Genomic DNA, 22,043 nt, shown 5'->3' with positions numbered 1-22,043 from the left:
CTTTAGAAGACAATTGACAGGCGGCGAAGCTGCGCCGGAGGAATATGAATATGGCTAAGGAGAGCAAGCGTGGGTTACCCGACGCAAGCGCACGGGTACGAATTCAGTCCAAGGCAAGCGACCTGACGCTGCACCAGTTACGGATTTTCTGGGCGGTGGCGCATTCGGGAACGCTGACCAGAGCGGCCAAGCAGCTTGGCCTTGCCCAACCATCGCTTTCCCAACAACTCGGCAAGCTCGAGGCCAATGTCGGCACGCTGCTGTTTCATCGCAGATCTAATGAAATGGAGCTCACCGAAGCGGGAATTTTTCTGCTGCCCAAAGTCGAACAAGTCCTGCGCAATATCGCCGACGTCGAAGACGGGCTGGCCCAGTTCAGCGGCGGTGAACGGCTGACTTTGCGCATCGCCGGCATCAACTCGGTGCTGCGCGTGTTGGTCCCGGAAGCAGTGAGAATGATGCACGCGCGATATCCAGGGGTGGACTTCGACCTGCAGGAAAGTTCCCCGGCCGAAATTCTGGATGTGCTCTACAGCCGCCGGGTCAATGTCGGTCTCTTGGCAACCAATTCGGTCGCGCAGGCGAGCGTGGGATTCGTGCAGATACAGCTGCTCGATGACCCACATGTCCTCGCAGTGCCAGAGGGTCTTGTGCTCGACGGCATCGTGGACCCCAGCAAAGAGCTCTCTCCCGAGCATTTCACGCTGCTGAATCGATCCATCCAGTTCATCTATGGCAGTCAGCAAGCGCAGCGGGTGGCCGAGTGGTATGACATGCTGCTTCCGCAACACCGGATCATTGCAAAGTGCCGGAGCTTCGAAACTGCGATCAGCCTCGTCCGCTCAGGTGCCGGCGTGTGCCTGGCACCGGGACTGACCACCCTCCAGCAGCATGATCACGCCGCCAATTTGCGCCTTTACCGCGTGAGGGCGCCAGCCCGCAGGATTGCTGCCCTCATCCCTTCGCAATACCTCCACACGGAACCCTATAAAGGCCTGCTCGACATGCTAAAGTGCGCCGCAGCACAACACACAATCCCGGGCTTGTTGGAGACCCCACCATTTCTAGCGATCGAGGGCCCGGGGGATCTCTGATAGTTCTGGAAGACTTGTGAGAACGTGAATCAACGGGCCTGCTGTAGCGAGTTCCTGTAAATGAAGGGGACACGACAATCCGATCAGGCGCTGCTAGCGACCTGATATGAGGCCGAAACCGCAGCGCCAGTTCTACCTCGAACCGGGTCGTGCCAGTAGTCGGAATCTGCCACATGGTACTCTAGCGATGGGTGGCCGCTATACTGCAGCTGCATAGCATCGTCAGTCTGACGAGAGCGTCTACTACAGAAGAATTTCACGGCATTGGTCGAGCGACCTGGGGCGCTCAGTCGGGTCCGAGGCGCAATGATGTACGAGCCGCCACGGGTGGATTTGCGAGACTTGCTGCGCAGCCGCTCGCAATGGCCTCCCATGAACTAGCTACGAATGCTGCTAAGTACGGCGCGCTTGCAGATGCTTCAGGCACGCTCGACGTGATGTGGGAACTGCCCCACCGGAGCGGCATGTAATTGGGGATCGTAAGAAGGGAAGGGGCCCGCCGGTAGAGCCGTCTTCCCGAAAGGGCTTCGTCACCAAATTGATTGCATGGGTGATGCAGCAGCAGCTCCATAGGCCCCTCTCGTGGGCGTGGGAAACGACCGGGCTTCGATGCTCGATCTCACTACCGACGCAAAGCATCGATCCGAACTCAGATTCCGTCGCCGCAAAGGATGGCGTTTTTCATCTTCGCGTTTGTAACTATCGAAAACGTCGATTTGATATGAAACCACAATCATCGTCGCCGACGACCACAACTATCCCGGGTCCGCTGGTCGTAAAGTAGGTCGTGCGGATGACAACGAGTACATCCTCCTAGACGACGCGGACCTCCTCTCCGCTGATAAAAGCAGCCTTTCCATCGCATGAATCACGGAATAGCAAGCGACCCAATCCGGCATAACGAACTTGTACTGCCCATCTTTCCTCCATCAGCGCCTTAGTCATGCTGAGTGATGGAGGCTGGATTCTCTCCACCTTGCCCTCAACGATGGAAGGATGCCTCACACCGGTGGCCGCCCTTTCGGCATCTCGTTGTGAACCGATGGGGAGGTGCAGGCGCCTATGGACGGGTCGCCACCTGCATATCAGAGCGCGTCGAGCCCACCGGGCCGATATGCACCAAGTTGCTCAGTTGCTCCAGCTATGAAGCGCAAGTCGACGATATCGTCCAACGAGATCGCTTTAACTCCTGCAAAGTCCGGACCTTCATAGAGGAATTTCATTGTCACTTGCAGCAGGTCTGTGTTCATGCAGCCGTTCACACACCAACGACCCTCAAGGGAGTCCACAGTCTTGATGAGATCCTCGCGTGTCAGATCGTCCCGACCGGCTGCGAGAAAGTCCACCCATTTGGCGGGATCATCGGCAAAGGCCCGAGACGCTTCATTCAATGCCAGAACAAAGCGCTGAACGGGGTCATATTTTTCGGTAAGCGTGCCTTCTAGTGCAGCCACAAACTTGGACTGCACCGGAGCTGCCTTGTAGAAATCCTCGGGCGCTACCAGGACGTGGATACCCGGTGTGTTCGCCACCGGCAGGAAGGAACCGTAGGACGCAGTTGTTGCATCCACGCGGCCCGCTGCGAGAGCCTGCACCCGCGCGGATGGCGAGCCTACCGGGACATAGTTGGGGCCGTTGGTGTCTACACCCATGCTGTTTAGTACGGTTTGGGTCAGGGTGTGATCAAGGCTACCATTGTCGGCAATCGCGAAGGATTTACCGACGAGGTCTTCTACGGATTTCACGTCATCCTTGGCAGCAATCAGGTATGGAATGCCTAAACCGACGGCGACAATGCCGCGGATGGGCAAATTGTTATCCGCGCGCAGCCGAACGGCTGCGTCGATGCTGATATGGGCCAGATCCACCGCGCCGGAATTTAGCGCAGCGACCGCTTGCGGGGTGCCGCTCAGGGCGACATAATTGATCTTTAGGCCGTGCTTTTCGAACAGACCCAGACTATCGGCCAGCGTCAGCACCGAGTCCGTCGTAGGATTCAGTTCGGTATCGGCAACGGCCAGCCGCAGTTCGTCAAGGCTAAAGGCGGCGCTGGTCATCAGTAAGCTTGCAGCAAAAAGGCCTGCAGCCGCAGCGACATGTCGAAGGCTGGTCATATCAATGCTCATTCCTTTGGTGGTCATGTGTAATTACCCGACTTGAGGTCGTGTTCCTGGCCTACCCGCGAATACCGCGAGCGGTTCAAATTCGTCTCGAAGCACCGCTGATGGATGGTCATGCCCCATCCAGCCCGTGATCAGGGTGGAATAGATTCGGCGGAAATCGGTGGTGTATTTGAGGTTTCCTTCATTGAGGTCCGTCAGGCTCGGGATACCTCCGTACTGCCCACCCAGAACGGGCTTGCCGATGATGAAGGCTGGGCCTGCAGTGCCGTGGTCGGTACCCAACCCGGTGTTCTCGGCCACCCGGCGGCCGAACTCGCTAAACACCATCACAACGACATCATCGCCGCGGCCCAGGCGCTCCATGTCCTTCACAAAGGCGGCGATGTGATCGGACGTATAAGACCACAGCCGCGCATGCGTGTCGGACTGATATATATGCGTGTCGAACGCATTGTTGCGATACGGCACATAATAGACCTTGGTCGGGAAGTCCGCGGCCACCAACGCGGCGACGCGTTCCAGGCCAAAAGGGATCAGGCCGTAATCGATCGGGGTTGTGTAAGCGTTCCAGGCCTCACGCACCAATTGCTGGGAATTGCTGGCGCTCGCTGACACGTCGAACACAAAATCCTGCATGGCGTTGGGGGTTGCATTACTGGGGCGAATGCCCATCAACCGGATGGCCTCGACCTCTTCATGAAAGGCGCCAAGCGAGAAATCCTTCGGGTTGTCGAACACCAGCGGCACATGGCCCTTTGACCGCACAGCCAGTGACTGGTGGTCATTGATATTGACGAGGAAATTGGTGTTGTGGCCCAATGGATCGATGGCGTCTGCCATTCGGCCCAGCCACCCATACATTTCTCCGCTGTTCGGCGCCCCAGTCTGCCAGAATGCCATCGAGGAGAAATGGGAGAAGGACGGCTGGTCGTAGCCGACCCCATGCACGATGGCCATCTGGCCATCCTTGTAGAGCCGTTCGAACCCCGACATGGTCGTCTGCATGCCGAAATGATCGTCTATCTTGCGCAGCTTGTCCCTGCGAATGCCTAGATGGGGACGTGCGTTGTAGTAGGCGTCGTCGGCATAAGGGATGATGGTGTTGAGCCCGTCGTTGCCACCGGACAACTCCACGATCACCAGGATCTTGTCACTGGCATCGGCGTGGGCCTCCGCCACATTCGACCAGACTGGCGATGTGGAAATGCCGCCCGATCTATTCAGGATCACGCTGCCGAAGCCTTCTCGCAGCAGGTTTTTGCGATCGCCGCTGGTCGCCCTTGGGGTCTTGGCCATTCTAGTCTCCAGGCCGTCTCAGTGAAATTGTCATGCAAATTGGTATTGGGGTGCGCTCATGATGAGATGGGCGGCCATGCGCAGCCCGTGTTCCATGTAGCTCTCTGCTTCCGCGAGCAAGCTTGTGCCCAACTCCTCATCCAACATTCGAACCAGCGCTTCTTCCGTCGTCGCCGACAGAGGTACCGTGAGTAATTGCCGGGTTAGGACTTGAACCGCCTGGGTTGTCGTGGTCGCGCCTGCCTCGGAGACGATTTCACTCAGATTGAATTGCGCGGCCCGGCGTGAAATGGGCTTCAGCTTGCGCATAGCCTCCTGCCAGCCGATCAGGCTGCCATAGCGCGTGTTGAACGTCTCCTGGATGCCGGCAGACCTGCTGGGCGCGGCGCCTTCCTCCATCGACGCTGCTGTCATGTCCATGCCGGCACGGATATTCCGGTTCACCTTCCGCACCTGCTCTCCGGGATCCAGGTTGGGGTCCTTGAACTCCATCAAGTCCGGGAATAGCACTTCCCGCGCGAAATTGGCCCGCTCGAACAGCAGGCCGGGCGTAATCCACGCCCTGCCTTGCGCCCAGCCTGCTACCGTAGGTGGATCGAGCAGGATCTGCCCCAGCACCTTCCCAACGCTATAGGGGTCGGGCACCCCCGGCAGCTCCCGTACACCCAGCCGCCGATAGGACGAAACAATGAGCTCGGTCGGCGACTTGATGTGGCTGCCTAAAGAGGCGGTGCTGTAAAAATCTTTAGAGAGAAAGATCGTCTTCAGGAACGGGGCGATCTCGTAATTGTTGTCGCGCAGCAGCGCGCCGAGCCTTTCGCGGAACCCGTCGGGCACATCGTCCCGTACAAAGAAGCTGTAGAGCTTGGTTGCAATATACTCCGCAGTCTGCTTCTGCTCGAGGATGATCGACAGAATATCCTCGCCCCGGAACCGTCCGGCTCGGCCGAGAAAGGTCTTTTCCCCGTCGTCGTGCTTGGCTTCGTCAATCACAAATTCGAGGTCGTTATTGGTCCATCCAGTGAAAGCGCGAGCCGCTTCGCGGATGTCATTTTCCGTGTAATTGCCCACTCCCAAGGTGAACAGTTCCATGACCTCTCGACCGAAATTCTCATTTGGCGCGCCCTTAACGTTTTCGGCGGCATCGAGATAGAGCAGCATTGCGGGATCGCGCGAGAGGGCAAGCAAAAGATCGCGGAAGTTGCCAGTCGCCCCGCGCCGCAACGTCCCAAGTTGCTGCTGAATCTTGCGATAGTCCCGCACCTTTTCATGGCTCGAGGTGAAATGACCGTGCCAGAACAGCGTCATTTTCTCCTCGAGCGGACGTGGCGTTCTTAGCATCCGGTCGGTCCACCAGAAGGCCAGACGCCGCGCCTCCAGAACCGAGGCCCGGCGCCAGTAGAACCAGCGATTTGTGACCGTCTGCAAAGGCCGCGTCCCGCTTCGCTTGACCTTCACCCCCATGGCCTCACCCGTCCGCTCGGCCCGCATGGTTGCTGCGGGTCGGGTATAGGTCGAGGTCAGCAGGCCGTCATCCCAGAACCCCGATTCTTCAAACGCTGGCAGATCGCTGTCGTCGATTGCGGCATAATTAACAAGACTCTCGACCGCCTGCTGAGGGCCCATCGCGGCCAAGCCCTCGATCTCCGCCGGCGTCCCGGCAAAGCCAACGCGCTCCAGCAGATGTGCCGCAAACTCGTACGTCCATTCAGTGCCGGTGATAGGCAGCAGATTTTCGATATTGGCCAACCCGGTCAACGCTTCCCCCAGCTCCCTAAGCTAACATGTTAAGGAATTCGGTCGTAAAGGGACAGCCTCTTAGCCGGACAAACACTCTATCGTGGCGATAGACGCCACCTATGCGTCATGACAATCCAGACGAATATCAGCGTATGACGAATCAAGCAGGGCAAGTAGCCAATTTTACTCCGAATTAGCCACCGCCGAAATCTGCTTTCTGATGTACGCTCCGAGAAACGGACATTCAGCAAACAACCCCGGTGGTGCCGGTCGGCCCTCGACCCTGTGCCTGCCGTTCGGGGCTAGCAGCCGACATTCGTCGTCCACGCTTACCGGCAATGCGCACCATCCAAGACAAAGGATTGGGTCAGGCGTTTCTTGAGCAGTGCCATTCCCAACGGATCAAAAATCGGTAGACGAGAGTGCCGGTATCTCAATGCTGGGCTACTGCCCTCGTCCACTCGCCCAAACCGGGACGGCACCGAGCTAGGTAATGAGCCAGCCGGTGAGCCAGTCGTGAAGGGGGCGTATGGCCGGGTCGAGCAGGCCTGTAACCAAAGCTGCAAGCAGCAATCCCATGGTAAGGCTCTGGTAGCGCGTGTAGATCCGCTGCAGCTTGGGCCACACGGCGAACGCAAACATGGCGCCGGTCAAGAGCGGCAATGGCAGCCAGTTGAGCGCCACGAACCAGATCGCAATGTCTTCGATTTGCTGGAGGGCAGTGATCGTAGTCAACGCGAGGTTCCGCGGAAGACTGACGACCACCAACTGATGCAAAGATAGCAGGATCGGTACCAGGGCCAGCGTAACCAGCAGTGCGCCCAAGGCTGCCAGCACCAGCGACCAGCATCCCCAGCGCAGGTTTTCTGGCTGGGTTTTGATGGGGTTGATCCAGAACATCTCGAAAAGGATGGCCATGACCAGAGCCAGCATATGCGTATGCGGGGCAGGGCTGAGCGTAAGCCGGCCGGTATATCGCGGGGTCAGGTCGCCCATCAGCCGCAACAGTCCCGCCAGCGCGAAACCGTGCACCCCCACGACGATCAGGAAGGCCAGGATGCGGGTGAAGATGAGGGTGAGGGTCAGCTCGTTGAGCAGAGCCATAAACTGCTCCTAGGACGAAAAGTCGGCTACGGCGTCGATGGGAACTATGCCATATCGCTGCCGCAATGCATCGAGAGTCCCGTCCCCTTCCATGGAGGACAGCGCATCCACCACCGCGCGCTTGAGCGTCAGGTCGCCTTTCCAAAGGCCGAGCCCGAGATTGAAACGATCGAGCGAGTTGGTCAGCCAGGCAATCTGCCAATCGGGATGCCGCAAAATCAGTTGCCCGGCTCCCAAGGCTTCCGTCACCACCACCTTAAACTCGTCTTCTACGAGACCCGCTTCCAGAGCATCCAGCGTCGGGCGCAACACTCCCTGCGCGCCATTGGCCCGCAAGTAGCTGCTCAATCCAAGCCGGTCAAGCCCACCGAGCCCGGGCAAAACGCCCACCTGCATATCCGGCTGAAGGCTTGCGCCGGGCTTGAGTACCACGGCCCAGCCTGTGGCAACCTCTGTGCTGATGGTTTCGAGAAACGATTGCGTCGTCAGCGAGGTGATGACCCCGCCTGCCAGGATCTCGCATTGCGCGCGCGTCACGCGCCAATTGCGCGGATTGAAGTCGCGGCCCATTTGAGGGTTTTGCGTTAGGGAAAGGCGCAGGTCCATGCGCCTGGCCAGTTCCTGGAGCAGGCTGACATCGTAGCCGGGCTCGGCGGGATCTGCAGTCACCAACGGCGGATAGCTGGGCGGAATGCAGACCTTCAGATTGCCGGTGCGTTGCACCTCGGCCAGGGAAGTATCCGACGGCAGGAGATAGACCGCGCCCATGAGCCCGAACACCATGGCAAAGGTCAGCAGATCGCCTGACACGAACCAACGCGTTTTTCGCCTAGGTCGTTTTGTGCCGGAGTGGTTGGGGGAGTTGGTCACGGCTCAGGCCTTTCGGAACTCCCAAAGCGCAATCGCGAAAAACACCAACGCCAGCACGACCAGAACGACAGGTCCCAACCGCGGGTCGAACTGATTGAAGTTGAGAAGTACGCCGCGTAATGCGTCATTGGCATAGGTGACCGGATTGATCTCTACCAAGGTGACCAGCCATTCGGGATAGACTACCCGCGTCTGTGCCCGTGTCAGGGCGGGATCCAGCGGAAAGACCGAGCTGGACGTAAAATAGAGCGGCAGGATCACAGCATTGGAAAAAACGCCGAAACCCTCGAAGGTCCTTATCCGGTTGGCGATAATGACGCCAAACGAGGTCAGCGCGAAAGAAAGAAGGAACATCAGGCCAAGCGCCTGAAGCACATCGAACCAGGACAGCGTGACATCGGCAAAGCGCGCCAAGGCCAGAACCAGGCATCCATGCAGCATCGCAACAGTCGAGCCGCCCAATATCTTGCCCAGCAGGACCAGGCTTCGCGGCATGGGTGAAACCAGCACTTCGCGCAGGAAGCCGAACTGCCTGTCCCAGATCAGCGACACCGCCGATTGCACGGAAGTGTACATGATATTGAGCACGATTACGGCTGGGAAAATGAACTGCAGGTAGGTGTATGGCACGACGAACTGCACTTCGCCATAGACTTCGCCCCGGAAATAGGGATTGAGCCCGATGCCCATAATTAGCACCCAGAGCAGCGGGCGGCTGACCCCGCCGATCAGCTGTCCCCGGTCGCGCAGCGCCCGTTTCACTTCTCGCAGCCATATTGCGTAAAGCCCGCCAAGCAGCCCCATGCGGATACCCTTATGCCTAGCGTTTGAAGTCGCCGCCGCGCCGGCCGAAGGCGAAGGTCTTCTCGCGCGCGTCTGCCGGCTTGTCGCGCAATTCCCGGCCGGTCAGGGACAGGAAAACGCTTTCCAGACTGGCCGTGTCGATATCGAGTTGGCGAACCCTGGTGCCAAACTGCTGTAGGAAATCGTCGATCATCTGCGGGTTGGCCGATTGCAGCAGCAACTGATCTGACTTGTTGCGAATAGCGTCAGGGAAAAGCGCCACAATCTCAGCATCCGCGGCTTGATCGCGCGGCGTTACTCGCAAGACCTGCCGGCCGTGAGTCTGCTTGAGCGCCTGGGGACTGCCCTGGGCTAAAATGGTGCCCTTATCGATAATGCAAACCTCATCGCACTCCTCCACCTCATCGATGTAGTGCGTGGTGACAATGACTGTGATTTCGCGGGTACGACGCAGGTATCCTAGATATTCCCAGATCCGGGCGCGGGATTGGACATCGAGGCCGACAGTGGGTTCATCCAGCAGAATGACGCGCGAATCGTGAATCAGCGCCCGGGCGATTTCCAGGCGTCGCTTCATCCCCGAGGACAGGGACCGCACCATTTCCTCTCGCCACTCTTCGAGTTCCACCAGCGCCAGGACTTCGTCGATGCGCTGGCGCCGCAAGCGCCAGGGAACCTGATAGACAAGCCCGTGGAAGTCGAGGTTTTCATAGACGCTCAGCCGGTCGTCCAGGCTAGGTTCCTGAAACACCACGCCAAGATGTTTGCGGGCCTTGAGCGGCTGGCGAAGGATATCGAAGCCTGAAATTTCCGCGGCGCCGTTATCGGGCTGCAGGATGGTGCACAGGATGTGCAGCAGTGTGGTCTTGCCGGCGCCGTTAGGGCCAAGAAGGGCAACTACCTGGTTGGCGGCAATGTCGAGATTTACTGCATCCAGCGCCAGGGTTTCACCATATCGCTTGGTGATGTTGCGCAATCGGACTGCCGGCTCTGAATAGATCGCCTCCTCTGCTTGCACTCTTTCTATACCCTTCCTGCACGAGCCATTCAGGCTCTTGCACAAGCCTAGACCGAGAGATGCTACTTGGCAAACCGACACTCTCCATTTCTAACAGGTTGCCGCTGTGGGCGGCGGGGAGTCGAAAAACTGCTGGTAAAAAAGCGCTGGTAAACGGGAGCCCACCAGGCAACTTTGCGGTGCAGCAAGCGTTCGTCCCAGAGATGAATAATGGAGGAACAACTATGAAATTCGTTAGTGCAATGATCCTGTGCTCAGGATTAGTCATGGCTGCTCCAGCAGTCGGTGTCGCCCAACAGGCCCCTGTTGCCACGACGGAAGCAAACAACGCCTCAGGAACGGCAGGACTAAGCTCCGTCATTACTATCATTGGCGGAGCTGGAGAAAACCAGACTGATTTTAGCGGTGTCGGCGAGGGCGCCGGCGTTACAGTCATCATGCTTTCGACAGTACAACCCGACGCCGCCGAAAACCTCGATGACCTGACGTCGGCAGTGGAGACTAATGCCGAGAGCATCCGGGAGCTGCGTCGCTCCCTCTCGGACAACGAGGTGCTGAGCGCCCAGATCACTGAAACCTGCCAACTCGAGAACGTCCTAGCGGTAGTTACCATGGAAGATGGTTCGTACATGATCTACTGCGATGACCTGACCGCTGCGGCAAAAGACGCATCGAACTGATTTGGAAGGGCGGCGGATGAAATCCTGCCGCTCATATCTACGACGCGCCGACATCCTCCGAAAGTCTTATGAGGTGACCTTGTCGCGCCTCGGTCGGTGCGATACGCTTCTCGACAGAGTCGTATTTGAGGGGCCGTCCGGCCCGTATTTGGAGCGGCGATTTACAACGCTGGCCCGCAATCCCAGCGCGCCAGTTGGAGAATATGCATTGTTTAAAGTGTTTAGCTTTTCTGTCGTACCGTGTGCGGGGGTTGTCTTCTTAGCCCTAGGGCTTGCGGCGCCGAGTCTGGGTCAAAGCGAACAAGCTGCTCCTGTAGAAGGACTGACTACGGCCAGCGGGATCTACACCGAAGAACAAGCTGACGCCGCCGAGTCCGTCTACGCACGGGCATGTGCATCCTGCCACGGTGACAAGCTTCAGGGCAGCGGCAATGCACCTCCGCTGTCGGGCTTCCCGTTCACCTCCTACTGGACCGGCAAGCCTTTGAGCGAACTGATGGCCGCGCTGCACCGCATGCCTGCGGATAACCCCGGCAGTCTCACGGAAAAGCAGTACGCCAATCTTTTGGCTCAAATTCTCGAAACCAATACCTTTCCCGCGGGCGATACCGAATTGCCTGCCGACGAAGCGGCTCTTGCGGAAATCACTTTCGCAGCGCCGGCGAAATAAAGCCCGGCTAACGGGATGCTTTTAAGCAGGGTCAAAGCCCCAGCCAATTTCATGAAGTGGAGGATTGTTATGAGTTTAACGAAAGTGGGCATTGGCCTGCTTGCGTCCATTGCTGTAGCGGCGAGTTTTTCGCCGGCGGCACTGGCGCAACAGGCCCCAGCGGCATCTGCCGCTGCGCCTAACAACGCGCTGCTGGAAAGCTACTCGGCCGTTACCGATGAGGATCTCCAGAGCCCGGCTGACGCCGACTGGACCATGTGGCGCCGCAATTATGCAAACTGGGGCCACAGTCCCCTAAGCCAGATCAATGATGAGAACGTAGACCAGCTCGATCTGGCATGGTCCTGGACGCTTGAGCCAGGTCGCCAGGAAATGACGCCCCTCGTGCATGATGGCGTTATGTTCCTGATGCAGACCTGTAACTTCACCCAGGCGGTGGACGCCACCACCGGCGATCTGCTGTGGGAATACCGCCGCGAAGTCGTCGAACATCCGGCATCGCTTGCCTGCGGTAACCGCAACGCCGTGCTTTATGAAGACAAGCTGATCATGGGCACCCATGACGCCTTCCTCGTGGCACTCGATGTCAAGACCGGCCAAGTCGCCTGGGAACACCAAGTTGGCGATTGGCAGGTTGGTCACCACTATTCGGGTGGCCCAATCATCGCCGACGGCAAGATCGTCGCTGGCATGTCTGGCTGCTACCACATCAATCCGGGTGGCTGCTGGATTTCCGCTCACGACGTGACTAGTGGCGAAGAACTGTGGCGCACCTATACCATTCCGCGTCCAGGGGAGCCTGGCGACGAAACCTGGGGCGATGTGCCGCTCGAAAGCCGCTATGGTGGCTCCGCCTGGAATGCAGGCGCTTACGATCCTGACACCAAGACCATCTATTACGGTATCGCGGTGCCGATTCCGTGGGGCTCCGACCAGCGCGGTACCGAGGATGGCGACGTGCTCTATACCAACTCCACTCTGGCTCTCGACGCTGAAACCGGCGAGATCAAGTGGCACTTCCAGCACATGCCCAACGAGCAGTGGGACCTTGACCATCCGTTTGCTCGTCTGATCGTCGAAACCGACGTGACCCCGAACGCCGATGAAGTCGACTGGATCGCTCCGGGCCTCGAAACCGGCGTGACCCGCAAGGTCATTACCGGCATTCCGGGCAAGACCGGCGTGGTCTGGACCCTCGATGCTGAAACCGGCGACTTCCTCTGGGCTCGCGACACGGTTGAACAGAACGTGCTCCTCGGCGTCGATGCTGAAAAGCGTATTGGCCTCGTCAATCCGGAAGTGCGCTCGGCAATCGGCGAAGAAGTGTTCATATGTCCGTACCTCTTGGGCGGCATCAACTGGCAGGCGACCGCTTACAACCCGGACACCAACGCCATCTATGCTCCGCTAAATAACACCTGCATGAACTTCACTCTCAACGAAGTGCAGCCCACCGTTGGTGGACACCACGGGTCGGCTCGTTCTACCCCGAGCATCGCAGAATCGGCTGATGGCAATGTCGGCAGCTTCACCGCTATCAATGCGGCAACGGGAGAAACCATGTGGAAGTTCGACCAGCGCGCGGGCTTCCCGGGTTCTGCTCTGACCACCGGCGGCAACCTGGTGTTTGCAGTGGACGATAACCGTCGTCTGCGTGCATTCGATGCCACCACCGGGGATGTGCTTTGGGAACAGGTGCTGAACAACCGTGCGACTGGCTTCCCGATCTCCTACGAGGCTGACGGTCGTCAGTTTGTGGCGATCCCTGCTGGCTCGTCGCTGTCCTACACCTCCATGACACCCGAAATCCGGGTGCCGACCGGCGGCAACATGCTCTACGTGTTTGCTCTGCCTGAAGGTCTGGGCGAAACTGCCAGCAACTAAGGCTGACCACTGAAATCCGCAGGCGGGATTTGTCCCGCCTGCATCGCCGTCCGGCGACCGGCCCGGCCCGATGATCGCCGGAAGGAGTGACCATGCTCAATCGTTTATTGTCCCGGCTGGTCACGGTGTTCGGCGTTCTCGCCGGGGTCCCTGCCGCGCAGGCCGTTACCCTTGATTTGCCTAGCATCTCCACGGATTTTCTGGACCGCGAGACGCTGCTGGACGGCGATACCATCCGCTTTTGCGTCTATGGAGGCTCCGCCAGCGGTGCTTATGATCGAGAGATCGCGCAGCTGCTGGGTGACAGCCTTTTTCTGCAAGTGGAATTCTACGACGTCGAGCCGCCGATTGTGGTTCCCGGCCTCGATACCATCCCCATCTCGTTCGAAGATCTCTTTATCATGCTCACCAATGAGTGCGACGCATTCATGGGTATGGAACTGGCTCCGGGCGTCTATCCGCCCTGGATGAACCTCACCCGTCCCTATCTGACCGCGCCCTATGTGGCGGTGGTTCGAGATGGCGAATACGCCGATCTCGGTGCTCTTCCGGCGCAAGCCAAGGTCGCGACACAAACGCTGACCACTGGCGACATCATGTTCGATGCCTATCGCCAGACCCAGCCCCAAGCGCAGCGCTATCGTCGTATCCCCTATCCGACGACCCTGCTGCAGCTAGAAAGGTTGCAGGACCTCAGTGTCGAGGCCGCTATTGTCTGGGAGCCCTGGATCGGCCACCCCGGCATCGACTCGACGGGTCTTTCCATCGTCTCCAATGGCATCGTGCCGCTCCCCGACCGTGAAATCGGAATTGCCGTGCGCTCCCGCGACGACTTCATCCGTTCCTCGCTGGACCAGGCTATAACCCAGTTGGAAACGGACGGAACCCTGGCGGCACGTTACGCGGCATTCCATCCCGCAAATCCGTAGTGGGATGATGGACAGCATGCCGGCCCACGGCACGACGAAAGGCCAAATGACTGGCGCGGCAAGTTCCCAGGCGCTGATCAGCCGAATAGAGAGCGTACGTGTCCGCTACCATGTTGAGGTTGTGCTATTTGTTGCGGCCACTTTGTCTGCCGTTCTTTTCGCGCTTGGCGCCACCAACGGTTGGACGCTGCTTGGGGCGCTTGATCAGCCTCTGGGACTTGCCACTTTAGCCACATTGCTGGCTATCGCGGCAGCAGGCATAATCCTTTGGTTGCGCGCGCCGCGAAGCGAGCAGATCGCGCGTCGAGCAGACCTTCAATTTGGCAATGCGGAGCGCCTGAGCAGCGCCCAGCCCTTACTGCACCAGGCACCCGAACGCCTGGGCCTTCTTGGGCCGTCGCTGCTGGAAGATGCTGCGGGGCATAGCGAAGGCCTTGTCGGATTTCGGATCGCTATCCCCGGCGTTGTGATGGGCGTTGCAGCTGTGGTGATCATCTCGCTGTCGATCGCCATCGCCCTGCGGGGTCACGACCCTCCCACCCTCGCTGACGTGGCTTCATCCGGGTCGGTAGAGGAGCAAGCTCCGACTGAGAATCTGTCCGGCGATCAAGTGGAGCAACTTCGTGGTCTGCTCGCGGCGGATGCCGCGAGGCTCGACAAACCCTATCTGGAGGCTGTTGCCAATTCCTTCGATCAGTTCGCGCAGGCAGCGCCAGACATGGCTTCCGCTGAACGTGCCGAAAAGCTTCAAGGTCTGCTCGACCATGCAGCGGCAGCCTATGGCTCATCGCGGCCCGGCTGGCTCCCTCCCGATACTGGCAATTTTGCGGCCCTGTCGGCAGGTCTGGAACGTCAAGCCACCTCTGCGATGCTCGCGGCGACCAGCCCGGCGGCTGGAAGCGTTCCGCTGCCGGACGAATGGGACCCCACCGCTTCGGACCCGACATTGCGCAGCGCCGAAGCGCTGCAAGATTTCCTCGCAGAAGCCGGAGCCGGAGCAACGGCCGGACCGCTTCTGCCGGCCGACGACCTTAGCCAGGCAGGAACATCCATGCCACCCCTCAACCAGTTCGAACTAAGGCCGCTCGATCCCGGCAAACTGCTTTCGGCAAGTCCAGCCGGTGCTTCGGTCAATGCCGATGAGGGGGCCAGCACCACCGCTGGCCTGGGCAGCCAGCCGTTAAGTAAAGCACAGCTTGAAACCACGCAGCCAGGTTTTGGTGCCGAAATGACGTTGTCGTCCGATGCTTCGCGCCCGGGCAACCTGATCCGCATCGAGGTGGCGCCGGAACAAGCCTTCACCGATGTGGACGGAACGGTGGGCTCCGCCGCCGGCGTTGAGGACGATAATCGGCCCCTGCTCCCAGTGTTTCGAACCGCGATTAGTCCGGCCGACCGCACCATCGTCGCGCGCTATTTCGTCGAAAACGATGCCCCGATGACGAGCGGTCTATAGCATGGGGTTTGCTGCGCCCGCCTTTCTCTCGCTGCTGCTGTTTGGCGTCGCTATCGCCCTGCTGCACGCACGACGCCAGAGGGTGAAGACGGTCGCAAGCCTTCAGCTCTGGAAGGTGATCGCAACCAGCGGCGCCAAGACGAAAGCAAACTGGCATTGGCCGAAAATCTCCGCTTCGCTTCTGCTCCAGCTGGCGATCTTGACGGCACTGGTCCTGGCCCTCGCCCAGCCCTTCTGGATGCGCAATGCCGCTCCAGAACATTGGCTCGTGGTTGTAGATGCCTCTGCCAGCATGCAGTCGACCGATGTGCGGCCAAGCCGGTTCGAAGCAGCAACGGCGCGGCTCCGTTCACTGCTTTCCGCAACTGACGGCAAGTCCGTTCCGCGTTTTTCCTTGATCAGCGCGGGTCATCAAACCACGCTTCATGCCGCCCGAGTCGAGAACAATCCACGGATTTCCGACGCCTATCTGCGAGCCTTGTCGCCGAGTGCGGGACGTACCGATTGGGATGCGGTGGCGACTATTGCCGAGCCACTGATAAGGCCTGGCGAAGCAATGCGCATCCTCCTTTTCACCGACGGCGAGGCGGACGGTGAAACGCGGCTTTCCGAACTTCCGCCAGCGGGTGTGGATGTGTTCCGGTTCTCGACGCCAGCCGCCAATGCCGGCCTCACAGCGGCAGTGCGCGAGCCCGAGGATGTCACCGACGGCACGGCAAGTGCTATCGTCGAAGGCGAAGTCCTGCTGTCGGGCATCGAGAGCACCAGCCTCACCTTTGAATATACCGCTCCTGGCAATGCCGAGCCGCTGGTCTGGCGAACGCTCGATATCGTTGGGCCTGAGGGGCCAAGCGACCCTGCGGGGCCGCAGCGCGTCCCATTTTCCGTGAAACTCGATCTGCCGCAATCAGGTCTGGTGACGGCCCGCTTGCCCGTCGATGCCGCGACTTTCGACAATGAAGTTCATTTCAGGATTCTGTCCGAGCCGGAGCCGTTTTCCGTCCTCTATCTGGGCGAGGGCAATCCGCCATTGCTCAAGGCGCTGCAGGCCATAGATGGCGTGGCCATCTTTGAAGCGGATGGTCTGCCAGAAGACCTGCAGCAGTTCCGGCTGGTCATTGCCGATGGCGTCGAGTTGTCGCGCGAGCCCGACACAAACGTGCTTTTTGTCGGGGCCGGACGCTTGGCCAGCGAGCCTCCAACGGAGCCTATCGAGCCCTCAGCGCCATCTCGCTGGGATTTCGAACACAAACTGGCACGCGGCATCGACTTTGGAGCCCTGAAGATCAACCAAGCCTTCCGCCACGATTCAGATGGCGAATGGAAGGAACTGCTGCAAGCCGATGGCGCGCCGTTGTTGCTCGCACGCGACACGGACCACGGCCGCCAGTTGCGCCTCGCCTTCCGGCCCGCAGACTCGAATTGGCCGGAACTCACCGATTTTCCCGTTTTCGTCGGCAATCTGGTGCGTTGGCTTGGGCCTGCGCCGGGGTCGAGACAACCACCATCTTGCCAAGTGGGTCAGGCCTGTGCGGTCCATGCTGAACTGCGGCAAGGCCTCCTGCAAGCGCCGTCGGGGCAACTGATTGAAGCTTGGGGTGAAACGCAGGACGGAGCGCCTGCTTTTGTTCCTACCCAGCCCGGCATCTATCGCATCGGCGCTGGAGCCACCGGCTATGACATCCCCGTCAATGCTGTCGCCGCTAGCGAAAGCGAAGATGTCTCTCGTCCCCTCGCCGACAATACCGAAGCGATCCTGGGAGGGGCGACATGGGAGGCTTGGCCTGGGCTTCTGATCCTAGCGCTGCTGCTTCTAGTCATCGAGGCATGGTGGACGAGGCGGCGCTCCACGTCCCTTGCCAGCGTTGCTGCACGCCGCCGTTGGAGTCTCGGCCAGTTCCTGCCGCACCTGCTGACCAAGGGCTTCGTTGCCCTTGCCCTGTTCAACGTGACGCTGCCCTATTGGACGAGCACTCGTAATCTCGTCGCCATCAGCCCGGACTGGAACGGAGCGGCAGTCACCAGCGGGCGCTTCGAGGATTTGTCTCTCGGCCTCGTGACCGCCGATGCCACTCCCCTTATCGATACCGATCTAGGGGAAATGCCGACGACATTTTCCCCTGCCGCTTCTGCGGCAAACGTCGAGGCAGCCTTGCGCCTAGGCGCGGCCATGCTGCCGCCCGGCGAGCCAGCACGCATCGCGCTCATTCCTCCCCGCCGCGAGACAATAGGCGATGTTTCAAGCGTCCTGCGCGAACTCGTGGCCCGCAATATCGCGGTCGATGTCGTCGCGGAGGTCGAGCCGAACGACCAGGTAGCGCTGCTCAATCTTGAACAGGCGGGGCGTGTCCTTGTGGGCAACAATATTCCGGTAACCGCAATCGCGTTCAGCGATGTTGCCCGGACCGCGACGCTCAGCATAATGCGCGGCGACGAGGATGTGACGGCGCAGGTCGTTGCGCTGCGTCCCGGCTATAACCGTTTGCAGACGGTCATCCCCGATGCCGCCGGGACCGGCGAAGTGATCAGCCTGACGCTTGATAGCGACGATGGCATGACCGAAAACAACACGACAAGCCTCATTACGGAAGTGCAGCCAAACGCACGCATCTTGATCCTCACGCCCCAGCTTCAGCAGGGGGAAGTGCTGGCCAGCCTGCTCAATGCCCGAAACATGGAAACCACTGTACTTGAGCCGCGCCGCGCACCTTGGCAACTGGCACAGTATCTCGAATATGACGCGATCCTGCTCGCCAACGTTCCTGCCGTCGATCTCGATACGCGCCAGCAATTGCTGCTTGAGCAGTCCGTTGCCGAACATGGAAGGGGCCTCGTCATTTTCGGCGGCGAGAACAGTTTTGGTCCCGGCGGCTATCTGGAAACCCCCCTTGAGCGCATCTCCCCACTCTCCAGCAAAGTCCCGCGCGACGCGCCTGAAGCCGGGCTGGTGTTCGTGCTGGACCGCTCGGGCAGCATGAGCCAGAAGGTCGGCGAGTCGACGCGGCTCGAAATTGCCAAGCAGGCGACCCACGCCGCGATTGGCCTTTTGGGCGAAGGCAGCCAGGTCGCCATCGTGGTCTTCGATTCGGAGGCGCAGGTCCCCTTGCCCCTCCAACCCGCATCCAATGCCGTAGCCATCCAGAGCGCGATCAACACCATCGATGCCGGTGGCGGCACTGCGATCGTGCCCGGGCTTGTCGAGGGCTTTCGTCAGTTGGAGGGCGCCGAGGCGCCGGCACGCCATATTGTGCTGATGACCGATGGCCTCTCGACGCCCGGCGACGTCGAAGCAATCATGGATGCCATCGGCCAAGAAGGGATCACAGTATCCGCTGTGGCGATTGGCGAAGGTGCTGACGTCACCGGCCTGAGGAGCATCGCCAATGTCGGAAGCGGCAGCTTCCATGCCACCACCGATTTCCAGGCCCTGCCCGCTATTCTCTCGCAGGAGGCCATGCTGCTGTCGGGCAGCCCCATCGAAGAAGGCCTTGCCCAGCCGCAATGGACCGAAGCGCCTGCGCCCGACCTCCTACCCATTTCCGGGCCCCTGCCACCCATCGGTGGTTTTGTTCTGACCACGGCAAAAGACACAGCTGATCTGTCGCTGGTCGTGCCCGATCGCGAGGGGGAAATGATGCCGCTGCTGGCGAGCTGGCGCTATGGCAATGGCGAAGTGTTCGCCCTGACCACCCACGCTGCCGGGGTCTGGAGCCAACAAGCGCTCGCAAGCGCCGCCTATCCCCGGCTGATCAACCAAGTGGTGCACAACGTCCTGACTGCATCGCGCACGGAAGGCTTGGTACTCGACCTGGACCGTCGCCGGGACGAGGTTATGGTGCGGGTAGAAGCGCGGGACCCGGTAGGGCAGACCCGGCCGGATGCCTTGGTGACGGCAACGCTGACCAAGACGAGCGAGGATAGCGCACCCGATGTCTCGGACCTGACCCTGCAAGAAATCTCCCCGGGCATCTTCAGCAGCACGTTTATCGCGAGCCAATCCGGCTCCTATGCGGTTGCCATCACTGCGGATGACCAAACGCGCCAAGCTCAGGTTTCTGTCAGCTATTCCGACTTGTTCAGCCCGGAGCCAGATGAGTTTATCGCTCTCGCTGCGGCGACCGGCGGGCGCGTCGTGTCATCGCTGGACGAACTGCTGCTTCCCGGCACTGCGCGCTGGACCCAGGTGCCGGCCACGCCGATCTGGGCCTTGTTGGCGCTGACGATGTTCTTGCTCGATCTCGGCCTACGCTACTTGCCTTTGCAGCGCCGACGGGGATGATGAAACCATGAAAAATAGACCAGCATTTAATCTCCGATTTTCGGAAGGAACGCTTTGATGTCCGCTATCGTGCCCAGCCCGGAAGCAGGATCGCAGATCAATGCCGCGTCGATGGATCGTTTGGTGAAGGGGCTTCGCCGCACGGTCGATGAAGTGGGAAAAGTGGTGCTGGGTCAGACCAATGCCGTCGAGCACCTGGCCATTGCCCTTGCCTGCGGCGGTCATGTTCTGCTGGAAGGCCTACCCGGTCTTGGCAAGACATTGCTTGTGCGCACCATTGCCGGCGCGACCGGACTGTCCTTTGCGCGTGTTCAGTTCACCCCCGACCTCATGCCGGCCGACATTACCGGCAGCCTGGTGCTCCAACCCGATGTATCCGGGCGGCCGCAGCTGGTGTTCCAGCAGGGGCCGGTTTTCACCCAGATGCTGCTCGCCGATGAAATAAACCGGGCGACGCCACGCACCCAGTCGGCACTGCTCGAAGCCATGCAGGAGCAGACCGTTTCCGCGGGTGGCACCACGATGCGCCTGCCCGAACCGTTCTTTGTTCTGGCGACCCAAAACCCGATCGAGATGGACGGCACCTACATGTTACCCGAGGCACAGATCGACCGCTTCCTGTTGCGGGTTGACCTGCCGTTTCCAGATATCAACGTGCTTTCAGACATTCTCGCCGCCACCACCGGTACGGAAACCACCCAGGTCGAAACCGTACTGACTGCCCAGGACATCATCGATAGCCAAATGCTGGTGCGCTCGATAATTCTTGCCGACCATGTAAGGCAGGCGGTCGCTCAGTTCACACTGATGTCCCAGCCCCATTCCGCCGAGGCACCTGCGCAAGTGCGGCGTTTCCTTCGTTTCGGTCTCAGCCCGCGCGGAGCCCAGGCGTTGGTATTGGCGGCGAAAGGCCATGCCTTTCTCGCAGGTCGATACAATGTCAGTTTCGATGATCTGAGGGCCATGCTGTTGCCCACGACGCGCCACCGCGTGCACCTGAACTTCGAGGGACGCGCCGAGGGCGCAAGCCTCGACAAGATGCTTGAGGACCTCCTCGAAACGAGCATCAGGATGTCCAAGTGAGGCCGGACCCGGCCCTGCTTGAGCGGCTGGCAGGGTCCCGATTCCTGCCGAACTTGGCCAAGCCGTCCATTGGCACCGGCGAGCGTCGATCGAGCAGTCACGGCGTTGGATTGGAATTCAGCGCGCACCGGCCCTATCGTGAAGGCGACGACTTGCGCCGCCTCGATCCAAGGATCCGGGCCCGGCTGGGCCAGGACTATGTCCGCCAATACGCCGAGGATCGGCAACTGCCCATCACGATCGTTCTGGATTCCAGCGCGTCGATGCTGCAAGGCGAGGGCAAGAAGCTCGCGCTTGCTTCGGCACTCACCCAGATACTCGCATTCGTCGGGCTGGCCGCGGGGGATGTGGTACGCATTGCAGTCGTCGCAGCCGGCGAGACGATGTGGTCTCCAAAATGGCAGGCCCTTTCCAGGGCCGACGAGCTGTTCGCCTGGGTGTCGGACCAGAGCTCTTCGGGACGCGTGCATTTCGAAGCCGAACTGGCGTCGATCTCCACCAAAATCCCCCCGGGGAGTTTGCTGATTGTGCTCAGCGACTGGTGGGCCGACGATATTGGCCGGGCAGTTTTGGCCCTGGCGGAGCACAACCACCAGCTCCTCGCTCTTCACATAGAATCGCCGGACGAGATTGATCCGTCCGATTTTGGAGAGGGGTTACACCACTTGGTCGATGCCGAAACGGACGAGCTGTATGAGCTGGTTCTCAATGAACTAACCCTCCAAGAGTACAAAGCGGCCTATGCTGAGAGATCAGAGCAGCTGCGTTCGCAATTTTTACGGTGGGGTGGGCAGTATTTACGCGTGAGTACTGATGCGGACCTGCCTGACTTCTGTCTCAGGACACTTCGGGCCTCGGGAGTTATCTCCTGAGATCCCACGAGCGGCCTAGGCTCAGGACCCATTAAGGGGATTCCCAGGGTGGCGATGATCTGATTCACTGCTGCAGGGAGGCCTTGCCATGAGTGATCTGTTTTGGTTGTCGCCGGCACAGGTACGGCGGATTGAGCCGTA

The 22,043-nt window shown here is 59.9% G+C and carries 16 protein-coding genes; 9 read left to right on the top strand and 7 right to left on the bottom strand.

What is annotated here, in order from left to right:
* The first annotated feature begins 50 nt into the window (after positions 1 to 50).
* Positions 51 to 1,094: a LysR family transcriptional regulator gene (locus C8264_RS21275; RefSeq protein ID WP_162783835.1), complete on the top strand. Its 1,044-nt coding sequence runs from the start codon at positions 51 to 53 to the stop codon at positions 1,092 to 1,094.
* A 1,085-nt stretch (positions 1,095 to 2,179) separates the two neighbouring features.
* Here C8264_RS21275 and C8264_RS21270 read toward each other — a convergent pair.
* From C8264_RS21270 to C8264_RS21240, 7 genes are all read right to left on the bottom strand, one after another.
* Positions 2,180 to 3,208, bottom strand: coding sequence for an ABC transporter substrate-binding protein (locus tag C8264_RS21270; protein ID WP_162783834.1), 1,029 nt, complete (start codon positions 3,206 to 3,208; stop codon positions 2,180 to 2,182).
* 33 nt (positions 3,209 to 3,241) lie between these two features.
* Positions 3,242 to 4,513 carry a DUF1501 domain-containing protein gene (locus C8264_RS21265; RefSeq protein WP_108462988.1) on the bottom strand — a complete coding sequence of 424 codons (1,272 nt, stop codon included), beginning with the start codon at positions 4,511 to 4,513 and terminating at the stop codon, positions 3,242 to 3,244.
* A 30-nt stretch (positions 4,514 to 4,543) separates the two neighbouring features.
* Positions 4,544 to 6,262 carry a DUF1800 domain-containing protein gene (locus tag C8264_RS21260; protein WP_205245755.1) on the bottom strand — a complete coding sequence of 573 codons (1,719 nt, stop codon included), beginning with the start codon at positions 6,260 to 6,262 and terminating at the stop codon, positions 4,544 to 4,546.
* A gap of 477 nt (positions 6,263 to 6,739) precedes the next feature.
* The gene (locus C8264_RS21255) at positions 6,740 to 7,357 is read right to left on the bottom strand and encodes a zinc metalloprotease (RefSeq protein WP_108462986.1); all 618 of its coding nucleotides are present in this window, start codon (positions 7,355 to 7,357) and stop codon (positions 6,740 to 6,742) included.
* A gap of 9 nt (positions 7,358 to 7,366) precedes the next feature.
* Positions 7,367 to 8,167, bottom strand: coding sequence for a substrate-binding periplasmic protein (locus C8264_RS21250; protein ID WP_108462985.1), 801 nt, complete (start codon positions 8,165 to 8,167; stop codon positions 7,367 to 7,369).
* Between the two features lie 63 nt (positions 8,168 to 8,230).
* The gene (locus C8264_RS21245; RefSeq protein WP_108462984.1) at positions 8,231 to 9,031 is read right to left on the bottom strand and encodes an ABC transporter permease; all 801 of its coding nucleotides are present in this window, start codon (positions 9,029 to 9,031) and stop codon (positions 8,231 to 8,233) included.
* 16 nt (positions 9,032 to 9,047) lie between these two features.
* Entirely contained in the window at positions 9,048 to 10,049 is a 1,002-nt protein-coding gene (locus C8264_RS21240) for an ABC transporter ATP-binding protein (RefSeq protein WP_108462983.1), read from the bottom strand.
* Positions 10,050 to 10,108: 59 nt separating this feature from the next.
* Here C8264_RS21240 and C8264_RS21235 point away from each other — a divergent pair, with 59 nt between their 5' ends.
* The 8 genes from C8264_RS21235 to C8264_RS21200 all read left to right on the top strand — a co-directional run bounded on the left by C8264_RS21235 (position 10,109) and on the right by C8264_RS21200 (position 21,902).
* Positions 10,109 to 10,729, top strand: a complete 621-nt coding sequence (locus C8264_RS21235; protein ID WP_162783833.1) for a hypothetical protein — start codon at positions 10,109 to 10,111, stop codon at positions 10,727 to 10,729.
* A 79-nt stretch (positions 10,730 to 10,808) separates the two neighbouring features.
* Positions 10,809 to 11,399 carry a c-type cytochrome gene (locus tag C8264_RS21230; RefSeq protein ID WP_162783832.1) on the top strand — a complete coding sequence of 197 codons (591 nt, stop codon included), beginning with the start codon at positions 10,809 to 10,811 and terminating at the stop codon, positions 11,397 to 11,399.
* 69 nt (positions 11,400 to 11,468) lie between these two features.
* Entirely contained in the window at positions 11,469 to 13,283 is a 1,815-nt protein-coding gene (locus tag C8264_RS21225; protein WP_162783831.1) for a pyrroloquinoline quinone-dependent dehydrogenase, read from the top strand.
* A gap of 92 nt (positions 13,284 to 13,375) precedes the next feature.
* The gene (locus C8264_RS21220) at positions 13,376 to 14,212 is read left to right on the top strand and encodes a substrate-binding periplasmic protein (RefSeq protein WP_108462979.1); all 837 of its coding nucleotides are present in this window, start codon (positions 13,376 to 13,378) and stop codon (positions 14,210 to 14,212) included.
* A 46-nt stretch (positions 14,213 to 14,258) separates the two neighbouring features.
* Positions 14,259 to 15,668: a hypothetical protein gene (locus C8264_RS21215; RefSeq protein ID WP_162783830.1), complete on the top strand. Its 1,410-nt coding sequence runs from the start codon at positions 14,259 to 14,261 to the stop codon at positions 15,666 to 15,668.
* Between the two features lies 1 nt (position 15,669).
* Positions 15,670 to 19,947, top strand: coding sequence for a VWA domain-containing protein (locus C8264_RS21210; protein ID WP_108462977.1), 4,278 nt, complete (start codon positions 15,670 to 15,672; stop codon positions 19,945 to 19,947).
* A 57-nt stretch (positions 19,948 to 20,004) separates the two neighbouring features.
* Positions 20,005 to 21,030 carry an AAA family ATPase gene (locus C8264_RS21205; protein ID WP_108462976.1) on the top strand — a complete coding sequence of 342 codons (1,026 nt, stop codon included), beginning with the start codon at positions 20,005 to 20,007 and terminating at the stop codon, positions 21,028 to 21,030.
* Complete coding sequence (locus C8264_RS21200; protein WP_108462975.1) at positions 21,027 to 21,902, top strand: DUF58 domain-containing protein; 876 nt, start codon at positions 21,027 to 21,029, stop codon at positions 21,900 to 21,902. The genes C8264_RS21205 and C8264_RS21200 overlap by 4 nt, the downstream gene beginning before the upstream one ends.
* The last annotated feature ends 141 nt before the right edge of the window (positions 21,903 to 22,043 follow it).

The organism is Devosia naphthalenivorans (assembly GCF_003056355.1).
GTDB classification, from domain to species: Bacteria; Pseudomonadota; Alphaproteobacteria; order Rhizobiales; family Devosiaceae; genus Devosia; species Devosia naphthalenivorans.
Note: the sequence above shows the minus strand (reverse complement) of the source record. Positions and strands in the feature narration are given on the sequence as shown.

Coding starts and splice junctions, on each gene's coding strand:
- C8264_RS21235 (WP_162783833.1), top strand. CDS start 10,109: ATGCTACTTGGCAAACCGACACTCTCCATTTCTAACAGGTTGCCGCTG.
- C8264_RS21265 (WP_108462988.1), bottom strand. CDS start 4,513: ATGGCCAAGACCCCAAGGGCGACCAGCGGCGATCGCAAAAACCTGCTG.
- C8264_RS21270 (WP_162783834.1), bottom strand. CDS start 3,208: ATGACCAGCCTTCGACATGTCGCTGCGGCTGCAGGCCTTTTTGCTGCA.
- C8264_RS21220 (WP_108462979.1), top strand. CDS start 13,376: ATGCTCAATCGTTTATTGTCCCGGCTGGTCACGGTGTTCGGCGTTCTC.
- C8264_RS21225 (WP_162783831.1), top strand. CDS start 11,469: ATGAGTTTAACGAAAGTGGGCATTGGCCTGCTTGCGTCCATTGCTGTA.
- C8264_RS21215 (WP_162783830.1), top strand. CDS start 14,259: ATGACTGGCGCGGCAAGTTCCCAGGCGCTGATCAGCCGAATAGAGAGC.
- C8264_RS21255 (WP_108462986.1), bottom strand. CDS start 7,357: ATGGCTCTGCTCAACGAGCTGACCCTCACCCTCATCTTCACCCGCATC.
- C8264_RS21275 (WP_162783835.1), top strand. CDS start 51: ATGGCTAAGGAGAGCAAGCGTGGGTTACCCGACGCAAGCGCACGGGTA.
- C8264_RS21245 (WP_108462984.1), bottom strand. CDS start 9,031: ATGGGGCTGCTTGGCGGGCTTTACGCAATATGGCTGCGAGAAGTGAAA.
- C8264_RS21210 (WP_108462977.1), top strand. CDS start 15,670: ATGGGGTTTGCTGCGCCCGCCTTTCTCTCGCTGCTGCTGTTTGGCGTC.
- C8264_RS21205 (WP_108462976.1), top strand. CDS start 20,005: ATGTCCGCTATCGTGCCCAGCCCGGAAGCAGGATCGCAGATCAATGCC.